The 18,544-nt window shown below is 70.3% G+C and carries 19 protein-coding genes; 13 read left to right on the top strand and 6 right to left on the bottom strand.

Annotated elements, in window-relative coordinates; genetic code table 11:
• The first annotated feature begins 49 nt into the window (after positions 1 to 49).
• The 4 genes from AC3AGO_RS15885 to ccsB are packed head-to-tail and all read left to right on the top strand — an operon-like array spanning position 50 to position 4,363.
• Positions 50 to 655 (top strand): TlpA family protein disulfide reductase, encoded by a 606-nt coding sequence (locus tag AC3AGO_RS15885; RefSeq protein ID WP_487820855.1) that lies wholly within the window; start codon positions 50 to 52, stop codon positions 653 to 655.
• Positions 655 to 1,428, top strand: a complete 774-nt coding sequence (locus tag AC3AGO_RS15880; protein WP_487820854.1) for a cytochrome c biogenesis CcdA family protein — start codon at positions 655 to 657, stop codon at positions 1,426 to 1,428. The genes AC3AGO_RS15885 and AC3AGO_RS15880 overlap by 1 nt, the downstream gene beginning before the upstream one ends.
• Before the next feature lie 2 nt (positions 1,429 to 1,430).
• Entirely contained in the window at positions 1,431 to 3,248 is a 1,818-nt protein-coding gene (gene resB, locus AC3AGO_RS15875) for a cytochrome c biogenesis protein ResB (RefSeq protein WP_487820853.1), read from the top strand.
• A complete protein-coding gene (ccsB, locus tag AC3AGO_RS15870) occupies positions 3,245 to 4,363 on the top strand; it encodes a c-type cytochrome biogenesis protein CcsB (protein WP_487820852.1) in 1,119 nt (372 codons plus the stop codon). Before resB ends, ccsB begins: the two co-directional genes overlap by 4 nt.
• A 15-nt stretch (positions 4,364 to 4,378) precedes the next feature.
• Here ccsB and tnpB read toward each other — a convergent pair whose 3' ends face one another.
• Complete coding sequence (gene tnpB / locus AC3AGO_RS15865) at positions 4,379 to 5,938, bottom strand: IS607 family element RNA-guided endonuclease TnpB (RefSeq protein WP_487820851.1); 1,560 nt, start codon at positions 5,936 to 5,938, stop codon at positions 4,379 to 4,381.
• Positions 5,939 to 6,193: 255 nt separating this feature from the next.
• On the opposite strand from tnpB, the gene AC3AGO_RS15860 reads away from it, so the two are divergent.
• Positions 6,194 to 6,745, top strand: coding sequence for an SRPBCC family protein (locus AC3AGO_RS15860; protein WP_487820850.1), 552 nt, complete (start codon positions 6,194 to 6,196; stop codon positions 6,743 to 6,745).
• A 36-nt stretch (positions 6,746 to 6,781) separates the two neighbouring features.
• Here the strand turns inward: AC3AGO_RS15860 and AC3AGO_RS15855 are convergent, their stop codons facing one another.
• Together AC3AGO_RS15855 and AC3AGO_RS15850 are read right to left on the bottom strand one after the other, a co-directional pair.
• Entirely contained in the window at positions 6,782 to 7,240 is a 459-nt protein-coding gene (locus AC3AGO_RS15855; protein ID WP_487820849.1) for a nucleoside deaminase, read from the bottom strand.
• A 56-nt stretch (positions 7,241 to 7,296) separates the two neighbouring features.
• Positions 7,297 to 7,821 (bottom strand): PLD nuclease N-terminal domain-containing protein, encoded by a 525-nt coding sequence (locus tag AC3AGO_RS15850; RefSeq protein WP_487820848.1) that lies wholly within the window; start codon positions 7,819 to 7,821, stop codon positions 7,297 to 7,299.
• Between the two features lie 95 nt (positions 7,822 to 7,916).
• Between AC3AGO_RS15850 and AC3AGO_RS15845 the strand changes: the two genes are divergently transcribed.
• On the top strand, positions 7,917 to 9,368 hold the full coding sequence (locus AC3AGO_RS15845; protein ID WP_487820847.1) for a menaquinone biosynthesis decarboxylase: 1,452 nt from the start codon (positions 7,917 to 7,919) through the stop codon (positions 9,366 to 9,368).
• A complete protein-coding gene (gene mqnP / locus AC3AGO_RS15840; protein ID WP_487820846.1) occupies positions 9,365 to 10,279 on the top strand; it encodes a menaquinone biosynthesis prenyltransferase MqnP in 915 nt (304 codons plus the stop codon). Before AC3AGO_RS15845 ends, mqnP begins: the two co-directional genes overlap by 4 nt.
• A 34-nt stretch (positions 10,280 to 10,313) precedes the next feature.
• On the opposite strand, the gene AC3AGO_RS15835 is transcribed toward mqnP, so the two are convergent.
• The 3 genes from AC3AGO_RS15835 to AC3AGO_RS15825 form a co-directional block, all read right to left on the bottom strand.
• On the bottom strand, positions 10,314 to 10,952 hold the full coding sequence (locus tag AC3AGO_RS15835) for a rhomboid family intramembrane serine protease (RefSeq protein WP_487820845.1): 639 nt from the start codon (positions 10,950 to 10,952) through the stop codon (positions 10,314 to 10,316).
• A 136-nt stretch (positions 10,953 to 11,088) separates the two neighbouring features.
• Complete coding sequence (locus AC3AGO_RS15830; protein WP_487820844.1) at positions 11,089 to 12,165, bottom strand: hypothetical protein; 1,077 nt, start codon at positions 12,163 to 12,165, stop codon at positions 11,089 to 11,091.
• Positions 12,166 to 12,352: 187 nt separating this feature from the next.
• Positions 12,353 to 13,057 (bottom strand): UbiX family flavin prenyltransferase, encoded by a 705-nt coding sequence (locus AC3AGO_RS15825; protein ID WP_487820843.1) that lies wholly within the window; start codon positions 13,055 to 13,057, stop codon positions 12,353 to 12,355.
• 146 nt (positions 13,058 to 13,203) lie between these two features.
• On the opposite strand from AC3AGO_RS15825, the gene AC3AGO_RS15820 reads away from it, so the two are divergent.
• The 6 genes from AC3AGO_RS15820 (at position 13,204) to AC3AGO_RS15795 (ending at position 18,508) form a co-directional block, all read left to right on the top strand.
• A complete protein-coding gene (locus AC3AGO_RS15820; RefSeq protein WP_487820842.1) occupies positions 13,204 to 13,659 on the top strand; it encodes an Lrp/AsnC family transcriptional regulator in 456 nt (151 codons plus the stop codon).
• 52 nt (positions 13,660 to 13,711) lie between these two features.
• A complete protein-coding gene (gene mqnE, locus AC3AGO_RS15815) occupies positions 13,712 to 14,878 on the top strand; it encodes an aminofutalosine synthase MqnE (RefSeq protein ID WP_487820841.1) in 1,167 nt (388 codons plus the stop codon).
• A gap of 178 nt (positions 14,879 to 15,056) precedes the next feature.
• Positions 15,057 to 15,701: a class I SAM-dependent methyltransferase gene (locus AC3AGO_RS15810; RefSeq protein ID WP_487820840.1), complete on the top strand. Its 645-nt coding sequence runs from the start codon at positions 15,057 to 15,059 to the stop codon at positions 15,699 to 15,701.
• An 84-nt stretch (positions 15,702 to 15,785) separates the two neighbouring features.
• Positions 15,786 to 16,307, top strand: coding sequence for an N-acetyltransferase family protein (locus AC3AGO_RS15805; protein WP_487820839.1), 522 nt, complete (start codon positions 15,786 to 15,788; stop codon positions 16,305 to 16,307).
• Positions 16,308 to 16,375: 68 nt separating this feature from the next.
• Positions 16,376 to 16,666, top strand: a complete 291-nt coding sequence (locus AC3AGO_RS15800) for a DUF4229 domain-containing protein (protein ID WP_487820838.1) — start codon at positions 16,376 to 16,378, stop codon at positions 16,664 to 16,666.
• Positions 16,667 to 17,113: 447 nt separating this feature from the next.
• Entirely contained in the window at positions 17,114 to 18,508 is a 1,395-nt protein-coding gene (locus tag AC3AGO_RS15795; protein WP_487820837.1) for a dicarboxylate/amino acid:cation symporter, read from the top strand.
• Positions 18,509 to 18,544: the final 36 nt, after the last annotated feature.

Below are 18,544 nucleotides of genomic sequence, written 5' to 3'. Positions count from 1 at the left end.
GCGAGGGGGGCGCGGAAGATCACCCGAAGGCCCATGCGAAACTTTTCACATGAGCCAGACCCGCGCCTTCCGCCGCCGCGCCGCCCTGCTGATCGCCGGGGCCGCGGCCGGCTCGCTCGTGCTGGCCGGCTGCGGCAAGGGCGAGACCGGAGCGTCCTCGGGCGACACCAAGTTCGTCCAGGGCACCGGCGAGATCACCAAGGTCGCCGACGGCAAACGGCAGGCCGCCCCGGACATCTCCGGACAGGACGTCAACGGCGGCGACTTGAAGCTCTCCGACTTCAAGGGCAAGGTCACCGTGCTGAACGTCTGGGGCTCCTGGTGCTCGCCCTGCCGCGCCGAGGCACCCAACCTCGCCAAGGTCGCGAAGGACACCAAGGACAAGGACGTCCAGTTCGTCGGCATCAACACCCGTGACCTGGACAAGGCCAACGCCAAGTCGTTCGAGCGCAATTACGGCATCGACTACCCGAGCTTCTACGACCCCAGCGGCAAGCTGATCCTGAAGTTCCCCCGCAACAGCCTCTCGCCGCAGGCCATCCCCTCCACGCTGATCCTGGACCGGCACGGCAAGATCGCCGTGCGCGCGCTGAAGGAACTCGGCGAGAAGGAACTGCGCGACGCGCTCAATCCGGTGATCGCGGAGAAGAAGTAGTGAGCACGGACCTCGCCGCCGCCGGAGTCAACCAGACAGTTCTCTCCGGCGCGCTGCTGCTCGCCCTGCCCATCGCGGTGCTCGGCGGGCTGGTCTCCTTCTTCTCGCCGTGCGTGCTGCCGCTGGTGCCCGGCTACCTCAGCTACGTCACCGGCGTCTCCGGCACCGATCTCGCGGAGGCGAAGCGCGGCCGGATGTTCGCCGGCGCCGGCCTCTTCGTCCTCGGCTTCACCGCCGTCTTCGTCTCCGGCGGCGCGCTGTTCGGCGGATTCGGCGCCACGCTGCAGGCGCACAAGGAGACCATCTCCCAGGTGCTGGGCGCGCTGACGATCGTGCTCGGCCTCGCGTTCATGGGGACGTTCGGGATGCTGTCCCGGCTCACCTCCCGCGAGTTCCGCATCCACCGCAGACCCGCCGTCGGGCTCGCCGGCGCGCCGATGCTCGGCGTGCTGTTCGGCATCGGCTGGACGCCGTGCATCGGCCCGACGCTCGCCGCCGTGCAGAGCCTCGCCTTCAACCAGGCGAGCGCGGGACGCGGCGCGCTGCTGACGGTGGCGTACTGCGTGGGCCTCGGAGTGCCGTTCGTCGTGGCGGCCCTCGCCTTCCGCCGTGCGCTCGGCGCGTTCGGCTGGGTCAAGAAGCACTACGCGTGGGTGATGCGGATCGGCGGCGGGATGCTCGTCGTCGTCGGCATTCTTCTCGTAACGGGGATCTGGGACCGGATCGTGTACGACCTGCAGGTCTGGTCGTCCGACTTCACCGTGGGGATTTAGTAATGAGCACAACAGGCGCCGGCCCGCCCGGGACCGACGACCGTACGGCCGACGGCCAGCCCGCCGACGAGAGCGAACTCGGCGCCGCCGGGGCGCAGCTGTCGACCGCGCCCGTCGAGGACGGCACGGTGCGCGCGGGCTCGTTCGGCGGGGTCCGCAGGCCCGGCCTCAAGGGCGGGATCGGCTGGTGGCTGCGCGAGGTGACCGGCTGGTTCCGGTGGATCTGGCGTCAGCTCACGTCCATGCGCGTCGCGTTGCTTCTGCTGCTCCTGCTGTCGCTCGGCGCGATCCCCGGCTCGGTCATCCCGCAGACCAACGTCGACAAGGTGAAGGTCGAGGACTTCCACAAGAAGCACGACGTCCTCGCGCCCATCTACGACAAGCTGCAGCTGTTCGACGTCTATACGTCGGTGTGGTTCTCCGCGATCTACATCCTGCTGTTCATCTCGCTGGCCGGCTGCATCGTGCCGCGCACCTGGCAGTTCGTCGGCCAGCTGCGCAGCAGGCCGCCGCGGGCGCCCAAGCGGCTCGACCGGATGCCGGCGTACGCGACCTGGCACACCGAGGCGGAGCCCGAGAAGGTGCTCGGCGCGGCGCGCGGGCTGCTGCGCAAGAAGCGCTTCCGGGTCACCACCGACGGGGACGCCGTCGCCTCCGAGAAGGGCTATCTGCGCGAGGCCGGCAATCTGCTGTTCCACATCGCGCTGATCGTGCTGCTGCTGGCGTTCGCCGCCGGGCAGCTGTGGAAGTCCGACGGCGGCAAACTGATCGTGTCCGGCGACGGGTTCTCCAACACCCTCACCCAGTACGACGACTTCAAGTCCGGCTCGCTCTTCAGCTCCGAGGACCTGGACTCCTTCGGGTTCACCATGAAGGACTTCAGCGCCACGTACTGGGAGGACGGCCCGAACAAGGGCACCGCCAAGGACTACACCGCCGCGGTCGACTACTGGGAGGGCGCGGACGGCAAGCAGCAGAAGGGGAAGATCCAGCCGAACCATCCGCTGAAGGTCGGCGACACCAAGGTCTTCCTCCAGGGCAACGGCTTCGCGCCGGTCGTCTCCGTCAAGGACGGCCAGGGCCACGTCGCCTACCGCGGTCCGGTCGCCTTCCTGCCGCAGGACAAGAACCTCACCTCGTCCGGCGTCGTGAAGGTCACCGACTACCGGGACGCCAAGAACCGCCGCGACCAGCTGGGATTCCAGGGCTTCTTCGTGCCGACGTTCGGCGGGACCGGCTCCGGCTCGATGATGTCCCAGTCGCCGGCGCTGAAGAACCCGGTGATGTTCCTCACCGCGTACCACGGCGACCTCGGCCTGGACTACGGCGCGGCGCAGAACGTGTACCAGCTGAACACCGACGAGCTGAAGCAGTTCAAGAAGAAGAACGGACAGCCGGTCGCCGAGAAGGTCCAGCCCGGCCAGTCCCTGAAACTGCCGAACGGGGCCGGCTCCCTCAAGTTCGAGGGCGTCAAACAATGGGGTCAGTTCCAGATCGTCCACCAGGTCGGCAACGGCTGGGCCCTGGCGGGAGCGCTCGGCGCGATCGGCGGCCTCGCCGGTTCGCTGTTCATCCAGCGCCGCCGCGTCTGGGTGCGCGCCGTGCCGGGCCCGGACGGCCGTACGGTCGTGGAACTGGCCGGACTGGGCCGCAGCGAGTCGGCGAAGCTCCCCGAGGAGCTCGGCACGCTCGCCGCCGACATGCAGACGGACGCGCCCGCCGTGGCGGACGACGCCGCGTCGGACGGGGCCGCATCAGACGAGAGCGGCGCCTCCGCCTCCGCCGATTCTGCTGAATCTCCTGAAGGAGCAGCCAAGTGACATTCCTCGCCGCACAGACCAACGAGGGCCTCGCCCAGATCAGCCTCTATCTGGTCTATTCCTCGATGGCGGTCTACACGCTGGCCTTCCTGGCGTACATCGCCGAGTGGACCTTCGGCAGCCGCAGCAAGGTGGCCCGCACCGCCATGGCGCTGACCGGGGACAAGGACGGCGCGGAGGACTCCGCGAGCGTGCCCGGACAGCCGAAGGTGACGGTCAAGTCGGGCAGCGGGGGCGGCACTTCGGTGCTGGAGAAGACCACGCCCAAGGTAGTCACCCGCTCCTCGGCGGGCCGCCGAGGCGACCTGCCGGACGGCCCCGGCGCCGCGGCCGGCGACGAACAGGGCGATCTGTACGGGCGGATCGCGATCTCGCTGACCGTGCTGGCGTTCCTGTTCCACGCGGGCGGCGTGGTCGGCCGCGCGCTCGCGGTGCAGCGTGCCCCCTGGGGCAACATGTACGAGTTCTCCACGGCCTTCTCGATGGTCGCGGTCGCCGCGTACCTCATCTTCCTGATCGCGAAGAAGAACGTCCGCTGGATGGGGCTGCCGCTCGTCACCACGGTCCTGCTGGACCTCGGCCTCGCCGTCACCGTGCTCTACACGGCGTCCGACCAGCTGGTCCCGGCGCTCAAGTCGTACTGGCTGTGGATCCACGTCTCGCTCGCCATCATCTGCGGCGCGCTCTTCTACATCGGCTTCGTCGCCACGGTCCTCTACCTCTTCCGCGACCCGTACGAGGCGAAGCTGCTGCGCGGCGACCAGCCGGGCAAGTTCGCCACCTCGGTGCTGGAGCGGCTGCCCTCGGCGGCCTCGCTCGACAAGTTCGCGTACCGGATCAACGCCGCGGTCTTCCCCTTCTGGACCTTCACCATCGTCGCGGGCGCCATCTGGGCCGGCGACGCGTGGGGCCGCTACTGGGGCTGGGACCCCAAGGAGGTCTGGTCGTTCATCACCTGGATCGCGTACGCCTGCTACCTGCACGCCCGCGCGACCGCCGGCTGGAAGGGCCGCAAGGCCGCGATCCTCGTGCTCGTCGCCTTCGCGTGCTTCCTCTTCAACTACTACGGCGTGAACATCTTCTTCAACGGCAAGCACTCCTACGCCGGCGTCTGACCGTTGCTTTGATCATCAAGTGATCTCTGCAATCCCGGCGTTTCCGCCGGGATGGTCCGTAACGGTGTCGCCAGAGCGCGCGTTGCGTCCTGGCGTCCTGCTGACGGTCTCCCGTTTCCTTCCCGCCCGGGGGCTGGGGACTGCGCCGCCTGCCCGCCCCTCCCGCGCCGTGTGGCGCGGGAGGGTGGTGCGGGTCTTGTGGTCGGCTCCACGGGGCTTCGACTCCGCCGAGGCGGCGTTGTCCAGGTCTCCGGCCACTCCGGTACCTGTACTGCGGGTGGTGCGGGCCGCGAGGGCGGCCAGATTCCGTGCGGCGTTGTCGTCCCGGTCCAGGACTAGACCGCAGTGCTCGCATGCGAAGACCCGTACGCTGAGGGGCAGTTTGGCTTTCACCACACCACAGCGCGAGCAGGTCTTCGAGGAGGGAAACCAGCGATCGGCGACAACGAGCCGGGTGCCGCGCCGACGGGTTTTGTAGGTGAGCTGCGATGGGGTCTCCCCTGCTCGAACGTAGTTGAGAGCTTGGGGAAGGATCTCGCCGAACGCGGCATCCGCGAGGCGGCGGGACAGCCGCCGGTTGCGGCCCATCCCGGCCACATTCAGGTCTTCGACCACGATCGTGCCGTACTCGGACGCGAGGCGAGCCGTCAGCTTGTGCAGGGTGTCCTCGCGCAGGTTCGCGACCCGGTGATGAACCGTGTTCCGCGCCTGGTTCGCCTTCTCCCAGCGCTTCGAGGGCCGCTGCCCACTCTGCCGGTCCGGGCCCTGGCGGCGCGAGACGACCCGACTGGCACGCCGCAACCGTTTCTGGGCACGGTCGAGATGCCGCGGGTTGGGCTCCGCACCAAGGGCACCGTCACTGTCCGCGAGGACCGCCAGGGTCTTGAGGCCGAGATCGACACCGACCGCCGCATCCGGGCGGGCGACCCTCGTCAGCTGGTGTCTCTGCTCAACCTGGAGGGACACGAACCAGCGGCCCCGCTGGCGGCTTACGGTCGCGGACAGGATCCGCATGCTCCCCGCATCAATGAGGGCACGCAGGTCAGCGCGGTGCTCGTGGAGCCGGACGGTGCCGACCCTGGGCAGCGTGACGTGCCGCCCGCCCGGCTCGAGGCGGATCGTGCCGGTGGTGAACCGGCACGAGAGGCGCGCTCTGCGCTTCGACTTGAACCGCGGCACACCCACCTTCGGGCCCCTGCGCCTGCCGCTCCGGGACTTCGCGTAGTTCTCGAACGCTGCGGCCGCGTGGGCCAGGCCGGTGTTGTAGGCCTCCTTGGAATTCTCCTCCCACCAGCCGGCGAAGCGCGGATCGGTGCGCTTGGCCTCGTTGAACGCCTTGCGCAGCGCGGGCAGCGACCACGACCGCCACGGTGTCAGCTCGTGTTCGCCGATGCCGTAGGACTCCTCGGCCTTGCGCTGCCACCACACGGAAGTGACATGGGCGACCGCCCAGTTGTAGGCGGCCCGCGCCGCACCCGCATGCGAGCGCAGGCGGGTGGCGGCCGTGGCGTTCGGATCCAGCGCGAGCTTGTATGCGAGGACGGCAAAGCCCGGCTGCGGCGTGAACTTACCCACCCCACCTCCCCTTCGCCCGCGCTCCGCCCCCCCGATGGACGCGGTCATACCGTCCAACGAGCCACTTCCCGCCCAGACACGCGATCGAGGAGAGAACACCCCTTCCCGTCACCCCGGAACGCCACCACACCAAAAACACCCGCTTGATCCGCGCCCCGCCACCACACCCACCGACGCCCCCAGATATTCACCGAGCACAACCGCAGCTGCTGCGACCCCGTGCGGGCCGCGCGCCCTTACTTCAGGGTGGACACCATGAGCACCGACAGCCACGTCCCGTACGGCACCGCGGAAAGCAGCGGCGAAGCCCACACCCTCCGGTACGAGCTGCGGCTTCCCCACCCTGTGGACACGGTCTGGGCCGCCGTCGCCACCCCCGGCGGACTCCGGGGGTGGCTGGCGGCGGCCGACCCGTTCGAGCCGGGGCCCGGCGGCGAGATCGCGCTGCGCTGGCAGAACACCGACCCGGACGGCAACGCGACCGTCGCCCCCGGCCGGATCACGGCCTGGAAGCGCGCCTCCATCGCGGAGTACACCGTCGACGCGCACGGCTGTATCCGCTTCGCACTGACCCCGTCCCCGGCCTCGTCCCCGGCACCGGACGCCACGGACGGGGAGGCCACGGTGCTGCGCTTCAGCAACGACTTCACCGGCTCCGACGAGGTCGTGCTCGACACCCTCGCGGGCTGGCACCACCACTTGGAGTTCCTCACCGAAGCGCTGGAGGGCCACCCCAAGGACTGGTCCACCTGGACGCTCGACCGCTGGCGCGAACTCCGCGGGGAGTACGCGGCCATGGGGCGCTAGCCCTGGAATGTCAGGCGCACGGGCCGCGCCCGCGGCTCATGCGCCGATGTCCTCGTTCCACAGGTCGGGGCGGTCCGCGATGAAAGCGGTCATCAGCGCCGTGCAGTCCGGATCGTCCAGGAGGACGGTCTCGACGCCCAGTTCCGCCAGCCAGCCGTGGCCGCCGGAGAAGGTCCGCGCCTCGCCGATCACCACGCGGGAGATGCCGAACTGCCGCACCAGGCCGCTGCAGTACCAGCACGGCGACAGCGTGGTGACCATCGTCGTCCCCTTGTACGTACGCTGCCGTCCCGCCGCGCGGAACGCCGCCGTCTCCGCGTGCGCCGACGGATCACCGTCCTGCACCCGGCGGTTGTGGCCGCGGCCGAGCAGGACGCCGTCCGCGTCGTACAGCGCGGCCCCGATCGGCACCCCGCCCTCCGCCAGCCCGGCCCGCGCCTCCGCCAGCGCGGTCGTCAGCATCTCCCGGTCGGCGTCCCGTACATGCGTGTTCATGGCGCTCGCTCTCCGCTGAAGGGCCGGCTCCGGGGGCAACGTACAAGGGGGCGGGGCTACTTGGCGGGCGGGTCCTCGGGGCCGCCGCCGTTCTCGCGGCGGCGGAGCTCGTCCTCACGGCGGCGGAGGTCGTCCTCCCAGCGGCGCAGCCCGGACTCCGCGTCCGCGGACCCGGCACCCTGGTCCGCCGGCCGGTCACGGGGCTTCTCCGGCTCCGGCGCCGGCTCCGCCTCGGCATCACGGCCGGCGCCGCCGCGGCTCTCCGTGCCGTCCGTGCCGTCGTCGCCGTCCTTGCCGTCGTTTCCGTCGTTCCGGAGCGACTTCAGGAAGTCCGGGTTGTCGTCGGGCGCCACCCACTGCCGCTCCTGCGGCTTGACCGCGCCGTACGGAGCGTTCTTCCGGGGGCGGCCCACGACGAACCATGCGACGGGACCGAGCAGAACCTGCCCGAACAGCAGGATGATGATCGCCCAGGCGACCTTGGGGAGCTTTCTGACCTCTTTTTCCGGTGTGTTGAGGCAGTCGATGAAGGCGTAGATCCACACCGCCAGGACGAGCAGAAACGGGAGATACCTGAGCATGCGGAACGCCCCCTGAGTACGAGTGCCGTGTACCGGCCAGGGTAACGGGGCGCCCGGGGGCGGAGGGGAAATGCCGATGCCCGATACTGGGGCGTATGGCATACGACGATCTCCGCTCGCTGCTGCGGTCGCTCGAGCGTGACCGGGACCTGAAGCGCATCAAGGCCGAGGTGGACCCGTACCTGGAGGTCGGGGAGATCGTCGACCGGGTGCAGAAATCCGGCGGCCCCGCGCTGCTCTTCGAGAACGTCAAGGGCTCCTCGATGCCGTTGGCGATGAACGTCTTCGGTACGGACCGGCGGCTGCTCAAAGCCCTCGGCCTGGAGAGCTACGACGAGATCAGCGAGCGGATCGGCGGGCTCCTGAAGCCCGAACTGCCGCAGGGCTTCGTCGGGATGCGCGAGGCGTTCGGCAAGCTCGGCTCGGTGGCGCACGTCCCGCCGAAGAAGGTGAAGGAAGGCCCCGTACAGGAGGTCGTGTACACCGGCGACGACGTCGACCTGGACCGGCTGCCCGCCCTGTTCACCTGGCCCGAGGACGGCGGCTCGTTCTTCAACCTCGGCCTCACCCACACCAAGGACCCCGAGTCGGGCGTCCGCAACCTCGGGCTGTACCGCCTCCAGCGGCACGACCGGCGCACCATCGGCATGCACTGGCAGATCCACAAGGACAGCCGGAACCACTACCAAGTCGCCGCGCGGCGCGGGGAGAAGCTGCCCGTCGCCATCGCGTTCGGCTGCCCGCCGGCCGTGACGTACGCGTCGACCGCGCCGCTCCCCGGCGACATCGACGAGTATCTGTTCGCCGGCTTCGTGCAGGGCAAGCGCGTCGAGATGGTCGACTGCAAGACCGTGCCGCTCCAGGTCCCCGCCGACGCGGAGGTCGTGCTGGAGGGCTGGCTGGAGCCCGGGAAGATGCTGCCCGAGGGCCCGTTCGGCGACCACACCGGTTTCTACACGCCGCAGGAGGACTTCCCGGCGCTGACCATCGACTGTGTGACGACGCGGAAGCGCCCCCTGCTCCAGTCGATCGTGGTCGGCCGGCCGCCGACGGAGGACGGGCCGCTGGGCCGCGCCACGGAGCGGTTCTTCCTCCCGCTGCTCAAGATCATCGTGCCGGACATCGTGGACTACCACCTGCCGGAGTCGGGCGGCTTCCACAACTGCGCGATCGTCTCGATCGACAAGAAGTACCCGAAGCACGCGCAGAAGGTCATGAGCGCCATCTGGGGCGCGCACATGATGTCGCTGACCAAGCTGATCGTGATCGTGGACTCCGACTGCGACGTACGGAACATGCACGACGTGTCGTGGCGGGCGCTCGGCAACACCGACTACGCGCGCGACCTGACCGTCGCCGAAGGTCCCGTCGACCACCTCGACCACGCCTCGTACCAGCAGTTCTGGGGCGGCAAGGCGGGGATCGACGCGACCGCGAAGCTGCCCGAGGAGGGCTACACCCGCGACGGCGGCTGGCCCCACATGATCGAGTCCGACCCGGACACGGCCGCGAAGGTCACCCGGCGGTGGAAGGAGTACGGGCTGTGACAGCCGCCGAAGATGTGGTGGGCCCGGAGCCCGTGGAGCGCGGCAGGGCCAAGGCATTTCTGCGGCTGGTGATGATCGAGCACTCGGTCTTCGCGCTGCCCTTCGCGTACATCGCCGCGCTGACCGCGATGTTCCTCGACGACGGCAGCGTGCACTGGTGGCAGCTGTTCCTCGTCACCGTCGCGATGGTCGGCATGCGCACCTTCGCGATGGCCGCGAACCGGATCATCGACCGGGAGATCGACGGCCGCAATCCCCGTACCGCGGGCCGCGAACTGGTCACCGGCGCGGTGTCCGTGCGCACCGCGTGGACCGGCGCGGTCGTCGCCCTCGCCGTCTTCCTCGTGGCCGCCGCGCTGCTCAACCCGCTCTGTCTCGCGCTCGCGCCGCTCGCCGCCGTGCCGATGGTGGTCTATCCGTACGGCAAGCGGTTCACGAACTTCCCGCAGGCCATCCTCGGTCTCGCGCAGGCCATCGGGCCGATCGGCGCCTGGCTCGCGGTGACCGGCAGCTGGTCGTGGGACGCGGTGGTGCTGGGGCTCGCGATCGGCGTCTGGATCGGCGGCTTCGACCTCATCTACGCCTGCCAGGACGTCGAGTCGGACCGCGCGCAGGGCGTGAAGTCGGTGCCGGTCCGCTTCGGTGTCGCGAACGCGCTGCGCGGCGCGCGCGGCTGCCACGCCGTCACCACCGCGCTGCTCCTCCTCTTCGGTGTGCTCACCGGGGCCGGCGTCTTCTACTGGCTCGGGATGCTGATCGTCGCGGGGGCCTTCCTGTACGAGCACTCGATCGTCCGGCCGCACGACATCTCCCGGGCCGACAAGGCCTTCTTCCAGGTCAACAGCTTCATCGGGATCGCACTGTTCGTGTGCGCGCTGCTCGACCTCGCGGTGCGCGGCCTGGGGATCTGACGGGCCGTCCGGCAACCGGCGCCCCGGCGGGCCGTCAATGCCAGGTGGGTCTGGCCTCGCCGGGGGCGCGGGCCGGGCCCGCCGTGACGAACGCGGCCAGGACCCCGCCGATCAGTCCGAACAGATGGCCCTGCCAGGACACTCCGCCGTCCGCCGTGGGCAGCGCGCCCCACAGGATCGAGCCGTAGAACAGCGCGACGACGCCGCCGATCGCCACATCGGTTATCCGCCGGTCCACGAAGCCGCGCACCAGGAGATAGCCGAACAGGCCGAAGACCAGGCCCGAGGCGCCCGCGGTGTTGCTGCCGGACGGCGCGACGAGCCACACGCCGAGCCCGCTGACGACGATCGTGATGAAGGCGACCGCCAGGAAACGCCCGGTGCCGCGCAGCGCGGCGAGGAAGCCGAGCACCAGCAGCGGAATGGTGTTCGCCGCGAGGTGCTCGAAGCCGAAGTGCAGGAAGGCGGCCGGGACGATGTCGGCCAGCTCGTCGGCGCGGCGCGGCTCGATGCCGTACGTGTCGAGGGCGTTCCCCGTCGCGTAGTCGACGCCTTCCAGGAGCCACAGCAGGGCCGTCCAGAGCAGGATCAGCCGGGCCGCGGGCAGCGCGCCCGAGCGCGGGGACCCGGCCGTGCGTGCGGGATGCGTCCCGCCGTACCCGTTGCCCACCATGCCTCCCCAACGTCTGTGCCACGCCTCGGGGTTCCGGCTCCGCCGGACAGCCGGGACTGCCCGGCTGCGCCGGACGGCCGGGACTGCCCGGCCGGGCCGGACCCGTAGGCGGCTGTGGCACAGCTCCAGGATGCGGTCAGTGGGCCGTCCTGCCCAGGGCGCCGTACGCGGCGGCGGCCACCAGGTCCTGCGGCAGCAGCTGCTTCGCGCCGCCGGAGGTCCACACGGGGATCGCGGCGCCGCCGCCGAGGGACAGCTTCAGCGGCAGGTGCGCGCCCGCGCCGCGGCCGCCGGGCGTGAACTGGCCCAGGTCGACGGTGAGGTTGGTCAGCTGCCCGCGCCGGATGGACAGCTCGGCCGACACGTTCTTCTCCGGCACCGAGGACGGGTCGAGCCGCACCCCGAGCGGCTTCAGCGCCGCGGCCAGGTCCTTCGCCGCCGCGCGCGCCGGCATGCCGACCCGTACGAGGTCCGCGCCGTTCCGCGAGCCGGCCTTCGTGAACGTCGCGTGGTCCGCGAGGGTCTTCTCCACGCCGCTCAGGAACTCGCGCTGCGCCTGCCCGTTGAGGCCCGAGCTGATGTCGGACGCCTCCCGCAGCCCGCTGCTCACCTCTGAGGCGGCGTGCCGCACCGTGCCGCCGCCGCCCGGCACCTTCTCCAGGGACATGGCCTGCGCGGCGCGCGCGAAGTCGGCGAAGGCGTACGGGTTCACCTGCACCCACTTGCCCTGGAGCGCGTCCCGCGCCGCGGCGAGGGAGCCGGGCAGCTTGCCGGCCAGCGCCACGGCCTCCGCGGCGCGCTGCCTGTCCCGGTACGAGCCGCCGGCCTGCTCGGCGAGGGTCTGCGGCCCGGCCCGGACGTACACCTTCTCGCCCACCGACCTGACCTCGGCGACGTCGGGGCCGCCGAAGTTGAGGGAGGCCGCCACGTCGGCCGCGTCGGAGCGCTCCATGTCCTTCAGCGGGGTCTCCGGGTCGCCGGAGCTGGTGGCCAGGGTGAGTTCGGCGCGGGAGAGCAGCTCGGCCTGCCTGTGCGAGGGGCTGCCGCCGCGGGTCTTCTCCAGGAAGGAGTACGCCTCGCGGGGCGAGCCCTGCACCGAGGCGATGACGGTCGCCGACGGTGAGTCGCCGAGTTTCTCGACGGCGCTCTTCACCTTCATACCGGTGGTCAGCTTCTCCGCGGCTCCGCACGAGGCGACGGTGAGCGTGAGCACGGCCGCGCACCCTGCGGCAGCGGCGACGCGGCGGGAACGGCGGGAGGGGAGCGGTCGGCTTGGGCGCATGCATCAGACCCAACAACATGAGCGGTGTCCCGCGCCAGTCGCCCCGTACCGCAGTCCGGATGACGGGCCGTCAGGCTCCGTTCGGGGCAGCCGTATCAGCCCCGTACGGACAGCGGTGTCAGCCTCCGTGCGGGCCGTCGGCGATGTCCTGCTGCGCCGAGCCGAGGGTGCCGCGCCAGCGCGTGTACAGCTTGTGCGGGACGCCCGCCGCGTCCAGCACCCGGCCGGCGACGAAGTCGACCATCTCCTGCGCGGACGTCGCGCCGGCGTAGAAGGCGGGCGAGGCCGGCAGGACCACGGCGCCCGCCGCGTCCAGATCCACGAGGTGCCGCAGGGTCTGCCCGTTCAGCGGTGTCTCGCGCACCGTGACCACCAGCGGGCGCCGCTCCTTGAGGGTCACCGACGCGGCGCGCTGGAGCAGGTCCTTGGAGAGCCCGAGGGCGACCCCGGCGACGCACGCGGTGCTCGCGGGGACGATCAGCATGCCGCGCACCGGGTACGAGCCGGACGACGGTCCGGCCGCCAAGTCGCCCGCGGGCCAGTGCCGTACGCGCGAGACGTCGGGGTCGTACGCGTCCGGGGTGCCGTCCGCGCCGCGGGCCAGCCAGCGCCGCAGGTCCTCCTCCGCGTGCGCGTCGCGGAAGGGGTGCCCCGTCTCGTCGAGCAGCGTCAGCCGGGAGGCGCGGCTGACGACGAGGTCCACGTCCTCGCCCGCGTCCAGCAGCGCACGGAGGACCGAGGCGGCGTACGGGGTGCCGGACGCGCCGGACACGCCGACGATCCACGGGCGGCGTACGGGTGCGGCAGTCGTATCGGTGCTCACGCCATGAGCGTACGTGCCGTGCCATCGGCTTCCGCTGGTTCCTCCGCCAGGCGCGCTTCCGACCCCCTGCGGGGCAAGCGGCGCACAGCCCATGCCTTAGATTCGTCTGCGGGGAATCGGCGTACGGACGGAAGGCACCAGGACGTATGGACGCGGTGGACAGGCAGCTCATTCAGGCGCTGCGGGAGAACGGCAGGGCCTCCTATGCCGAGCTGGGCCGGCTCGTCGGGCTCTCGGGTCCGAGCGTCACCGACCGCATCAACCGTCTGGAGACGGCGGGAGTGATCACCGGCTACCGGGCGACTGTCGACGCGTCGACGGTCGGGCTGGGTGTGACCGCGCTGATCGGCATCCAGCTGTCGGACGCCACCGACCACGAGGAGGTCGCGACACGGCTGCGGGACCTGCACGAGGTGGAGGACTGCTGGTTCATCGCGGGCGACGACTCGTACATGCTCAAGGTCCGTGCCGCCGACGTGGACGGTCTGGAGAGCATCATCCGGCGGCTCTCCGCGACCAAGGGCGTCTCCCGCACCCGCACCACGATGGTGCTCTCCACCAAGTGGGAGAACCGGGTGGGTGACCTCCCGGAAGAGTCGTAGGCGTAGTCTCGGCAAGGCGCTCGGAGGCGACATCGACAGGAGGCGCGACGGCATGGACGCTGGGCTGAAACGGGAGCTCGAGGAGAAGGTCCGCTCCGGCGAGCGGCTCAGCCGCGAGGACGGGATCGCGCTCTACGAGTCCGACGACCTGGCCTGGCTGGGCGGTCTCGCGCACGAGGTACGCACCCGCAAGAACGGTGATGTCGTCCACTTCAACATCAACCGTCACCTCAACATGACCAACGTGTGCACGGCTTCGTGCTCCTACTGCTCGTTCCAGCGGAAGCCGGGCGAGAAGGACGCGTACACGATGCGCATCGAGGAGGCCGTGCGGCTGGCCCAGGAGATGGAGGGCGACAAGCTCACCGAGCTGCACATCGTCAACGGCCTCCACCCCAACCTGCCGTGGCGGTACTACCCGCGGTCGCTGAGCGCGCTGAAGGAGGTGCTGCCGGACACGGTGTCGCTCAAGGCGTTCACCGCGACCGAGATCCAGCACTTCGAGAAGATCTCCGGGATGGACGCGGGCGAGATCCTCGACATCCTCATCGAGTCCGGTCTGGAGTCGCTGACCGGCGGCGGCGCCGAGATCTTCGACTGGGAGATCCGGCAGCACATCGTCGACCACGACTGCCACTGGGAGGACTGGTCGCGCATCCACCGGCTCGCGCACCAGAAGGGTCTCAAGACCCCCGCGACGATGCTGTACGGGCACATCGAGGAGCCCCGGCACCGCGTCGACCACGTGCTGCGGCTGCGTGAACTCCAGGACGAGACCGGCGGGTTCCAGGTCTTCATCCCGCTGCGCTACCAGCACGACTTCGTCGACATGCAGGACGGCAAGGTCCGCAACAAGCTGCAGGCCCGCACCTCGATGGCGTCCGGCGCCGAGGCGCTGAAGACCTTCGCGGTCTCCCGTCTGCTCTTCGACAACGTGCCGCACGTCAAGGTGTTCTGGGTCATGCACGGCGTGCAGACCGCGCAACTCGCCCTGCAGCACGGCGCGGACGACATGGACGGCTCGGTCGTCGAGTACAAGATCACGCACGACGCGGACAACTTCGGCACGCCCGACAAGCTGACCCGCGAGGACATCCTCGACCTGATCCGCGACGCCGGGTTCCGCCCGATGGAGCGCAACACCCGGTACGAGATCGTCAACGAGTACGACGGGCCCGACCCGGACCGGCGCGAGTCGCCGCAGCCGATGCGCCTGTGACGCACTCGGTGTGATGTACGCGGCGGTGTGACGTACGCGGTGATGTGGCGTACGCGGTGATGTGGCGTACGCGGGCGTTGACTTGAAGCGCGCTTCACGTTTCATGCTGGCGTGTGTCCGGCCGGTCCCGGGGTTCCGGGACCGGTCCCGCCGTCGCCCCGTATGAGGAGCAGCCGCCATGGAACAGTCCATCCCGCTCACGACCTTCGACAGCGCCTACGAGACGGGCACCCCGCCGTGGGTGATCGGTGAACCGCAGCCGGCGGTCGTGGAGCTGGAGCGCTCCGGCGCGATCAGCGGCACCGTGCTCGACCCGGGCTGCGGCACCGGTGAGCACACCATCCTGCTGACCCGGCTCGGCTACGACGTACTCGGCGCCGACTTCGCGCCGCACGCCCTCACCCAGGCGCGGGAGAACGCGCAGCGGCACGGCGTGGACGCGCGCTTCCAGGCCGCCGACGCGCTGAAGTTCGGCGAGACGCTGGGGGAGGAGCGCTTCGACACCGTCGTGGACAGCGCCCTGTTCCACGTCTTCGACGACGCCTCCCGCCCGGCGTACGTGGAGAGCCTGCACGCCGTCTGCCGGCCCGGCGCCGTGGTGCACGTACTCGCGCTCTCCGACCGGGAGCCCGGCTTCGGCCCGCGGATCGCCGAGAGCGTGATCCGCGACGCGTTCGGCGCGCACCCCGGCTTCACCGTCGAGTCCGTCGAGCCGTCCACGTACCGCGGCCTCGCGCCGGCCGAGGAGGCGGCGGAGCTCGGCCTAGAGCCGGGCGAACGCACCGACGTCGCGGCCTGGCTGGCCCGCATCCGTCGCATGTGACAGCCGTCGCGTCTGAGGCCCGCTTCGGAGAGTCCCTCCGTACCCGAACCGTTCTGCCGCACGACCGGAATCCGTACAGGTGCCATGAGTCTTCGCTACGTGCTCGACCCGTCCGTCACGCCCGAACTCCGCGACCAGCTGCTGCGGTTGTGGGCGGACGTCAGCAACGCGGGCGGCGCGGTCGGCTTCGTCCCGCCCGTCACGACGGACGATGTCCGGCCCGAACTGCTCAGGCACCTGACCGGCATGGCCGAGGGCTCCACCCGGCTGCTGGTCGCGCTCGACGAGGAGGGCCGCGCCGTCGGCACGGCCTTCCTCACCGTCAACCGCCGCGCCCTGAAGCGGCACTGGGTGTGGCTCTACACCGTGATGCTGCACCCGGACCGGCAGGGCAACGGCGAGGGCCGCGACCTGATGGCCGCGGCGGCCGACGCGGCCCGCGGCATGGACGGCGTCACGGCGATCCGGCTCACCTGCCGCGGCGGCACGGGCGTGGACGCGTTCTACGCCCGCTGCGGATACAAGGAGGTGGGCCGGGTGCCGGGCGCCCTGAAGGTCGCCGAAAACGATCTCCGGGACGACATCACCATGTGGCTGCCCCTCTGATCGTCCGGCGGCTCTGAGACAATCGAAGAACCGAGACAGAGTACGCAGTACGCGAGAAGAAGGTCCCCGTGAGCAACAAGTCGCACGCCACGCTCCGTTACACCCTGATGCGGCTGGGCGTCTTCGTCGGCTGCCTCGTCGTGATGGCGGTCCTCTCGTACGCCGGTGTCATCCCGGCCGGCATCGGCAAGTCCAACCCGGTCTGGATCGTGCTGATCGCGCTCGTCGTCTCGGCCCCGCTCTCCTTCGTGCTGCTGCGCAAGCAGCGCGACGCGATGTCCGAGCAGATCGTCGACGGCGTCGACCGGGCGAAGGGGAAGCTCGCCGCGAACCAGAGCCAGGAAGACAGCGCCGCGTAACGGGCCTTCGGCCCGCCCCACCGCGTACTTGGCGCGTTCCGCGCCCCTGTACCGGGATCCCGCCCGCGCGGCCAGTGCTCCGCGCCCTCGTAACGCTCGTCACACCCGCTTCCGCGCCCCGTCGGGAATCTCCTTTCCCCGGCGGGGCGTTGTGCATCGGCGTACGCAGTGCTCAAAGCAAACCTTTGGGCACGTCAAACACCCAGTGTTAACGTGATGCTCATGTCGACCGCAGCCCCCACTTCCGAGCCGCACGGCGCGCCGCCCGGTGCGCAGCTCGTGGCGCGGCTGCACGTCGATCTCTGCCGCTGTATGTCCGCGACCTGTCGCCGGGCCTGCTGAGCAGGTACAAACGGCGTCGATGCGGCCGGACAGCCTCCGGCGCACCGCTCCGCACCGCACGTGCCCCCGTCCCGTGAAATTGAGAAGCCTTACCGGAGTCTGTCCGTGTCCTCGTCATCCGCGTCCCCGGCCTCTGCCGAGCAGCAGCAGCCGGAGAGCCCCGCGCGCAAGCGCATACCCTTCCCCAAGATCCCGTTCTGGGTGCAGATCCTGCTGGGTCTCGTCCTCGGCGTGGCGCTCGGCTGGGTCGCCCGCAGCGGCGACATCGGCTGGCTCGGCACGACGCTGCAGCAGGTCGGCGACATCTTCATCCAGCTGCTGAAGCTGGCCGTCGCACCGCTGGTGTTCTTCGCGATCACCATCTCGATCACCAACCTGCGGAACGTGCACAACGCGGCCCGCCTCGCGACGCGCACCCTCCTGTGGTTCATGGCCACCTCGCTGATCGCGGTCGCCATCGGCCTGCTCATCGGGCTGGTCACCAGCCCCGGTTCCAGCACCGGCCTGTCCGCCTCGGGTGCCGCGAAGCCCGACGAGTCCGGCTCCTGGCTGGACTTCATCACCGGCATCGTGCCGACCGACATCATCACGCCCTTCAAGGACCTCCAGGTCCTGCAGATCGTCTTCATGGCCGTGGTCGTCGGCGTCGCCGCGCTGAAGCTCGGCGAGAAGGCCCAGCCGATCCTCACCCTCGGCGAGTCCGTGCTCGCCCTGCTGCAGAAGGCCCTGTGGTGGGTCATCCGGCTCGCCCCGATCGGCACCATCGGCCTGATCGGCACCGCCATCAAGGACTACGGCTGGGGCCTGATCGGCGACTACGCGACCTTCACCGCGGACATCTACGTGGGCTGCGCCCTGGTGCTGTTCGGCGTCTACCCGCTGCTGCTGGCCACCGTCGCCAAGGTCAACCCGGTGCAGTTCTTCCGCGGCGCCTGGCCCGCCATCCAGCTGGCGTTCGTCTCCCGCTCCTCGGTCGGCACCATGCCGCTGACCCAGAAGGTCACCGAACGCCTCGGCGTCCCCAAGGACTACGCGTCCTTCGCGGTGCCCTTCGGCTCCACCACGAAGATGGACGGCTGCGCCTCGATCTACCCGGCGATCGCCGCGATCTTCATCGGTGAGTTCTACGGCATCGACATGGGCATCAAGGAGTACCTGCTGATCGTCCTCGTCTCGGTCATCGGCTCCGCGGCCACCGCGGGTCTGACCGGCGCCACGGTCATGCTGACCCTCACCCTCTCCACGCTGGGCCTCCCCCTCTCGGGCGTCGGCCTGCTCCTCGCCATCGACCCGATCCTCGACATGATGCGCACGGCCACCAACGTGGCCGGCCAGGTCGTGATCCCGGTCCTGGTCGCGGCCCGCGAAAAGGTCCTCGACCTCGACGTGTTCAGCAGCGCCAAGAGCTTCAGCATGGACAACTGGGACGACGACACCGTCGCCCCGTCCGACGCCGAGCAGAAGCCCTCCGTCCCGGCCCCGGCAGGCGTCGGAGGCTGAACCGGAAGCGCGGCGGGGGCCCGTACCCGAGGGGTC

It is taken from the genome of Streptomyces sp. BL1, assembly GCF_057628045.1.
This window is presented reverse-complemented; position numbering and strand designations above follow the sequence as displayed.

Coding starts and splice junctions, on each gene's coding strand:
- AC3AGO_RS15855 (WP_487820849.1), bottom strand. CDS start 7,240: ATGAACACGCATGTACGGGACGCCGACCGGGAGATGCTGACGACCGCG.
- AC3AGO_RS15810 (WP_487820840.1), top strand. CDS start 15,057: ATGGAACAGTCCATCCCGCTCACGACCTTCGACAGCGCCTACGAGACG.
- AC3AGO_RS15845 (WP_487820847.1), top strand. CDS start 7,917: ATGGCATACGACGATCTCCGCTCGCTGCTGCGGTCGCTCGAGCGTGAC.
- AC3AGO_RS15820 (WP_487820842.1), top strand. CDS start 13,204: ATGGACGCGGTGGACAGGCAGCTCATTCAGGCGCTGCGGGAGAACGGC.
- AC3AGO_RS15860 (WP_487820850.1), top strand. CDS start 6,194: ATGAGCACCGACAGCCACGTCCCGTACGGCACCGCGGAAAGCAGCGGC.
- mqnE (WP_487820841.1), top strand. CDS start 13,712: ATGGACGCTGGGCTGAAACGGGAGCTCGAGGAGAAGGTCCGCTCCGGC.
- AC3AGO_RS15805 (WP_487820839.1), top strand. CDS start 15,786: ATGAGTCTTCGCTACGTGCTCGACCCGTCCGTCACGCCCGAACTCCGC.
- AC3AGO_RS15850 (WP_487820848.1), bottom strand. CDS start 7,821: ATGCTCAGGTATCTCCCGTTTCTGCTCGTCCTGGCGGTGTGGATCTAC.
- AC3AGO_RS15835 (WP_487820845.1), bottom strand. CDS start 10,952: ATGGTGGGCAACGGGTACGGCGGGACGCATCCCGCACGCACGGCCGGG.
- AC3AGO_RS15885 (WP_487820855.1), top strand. CDS start 50: ATGAGCCAGACCCGCGCCTTCCGCCGCCGCGCCGCCCTGCTGATCGCC.
- resB (WP_487820853.1), top strand. CDS start 1,431: ATGAGCACAACAGGCGCCGGCCCGCCCGGGACCGACGACCGTACGGCC.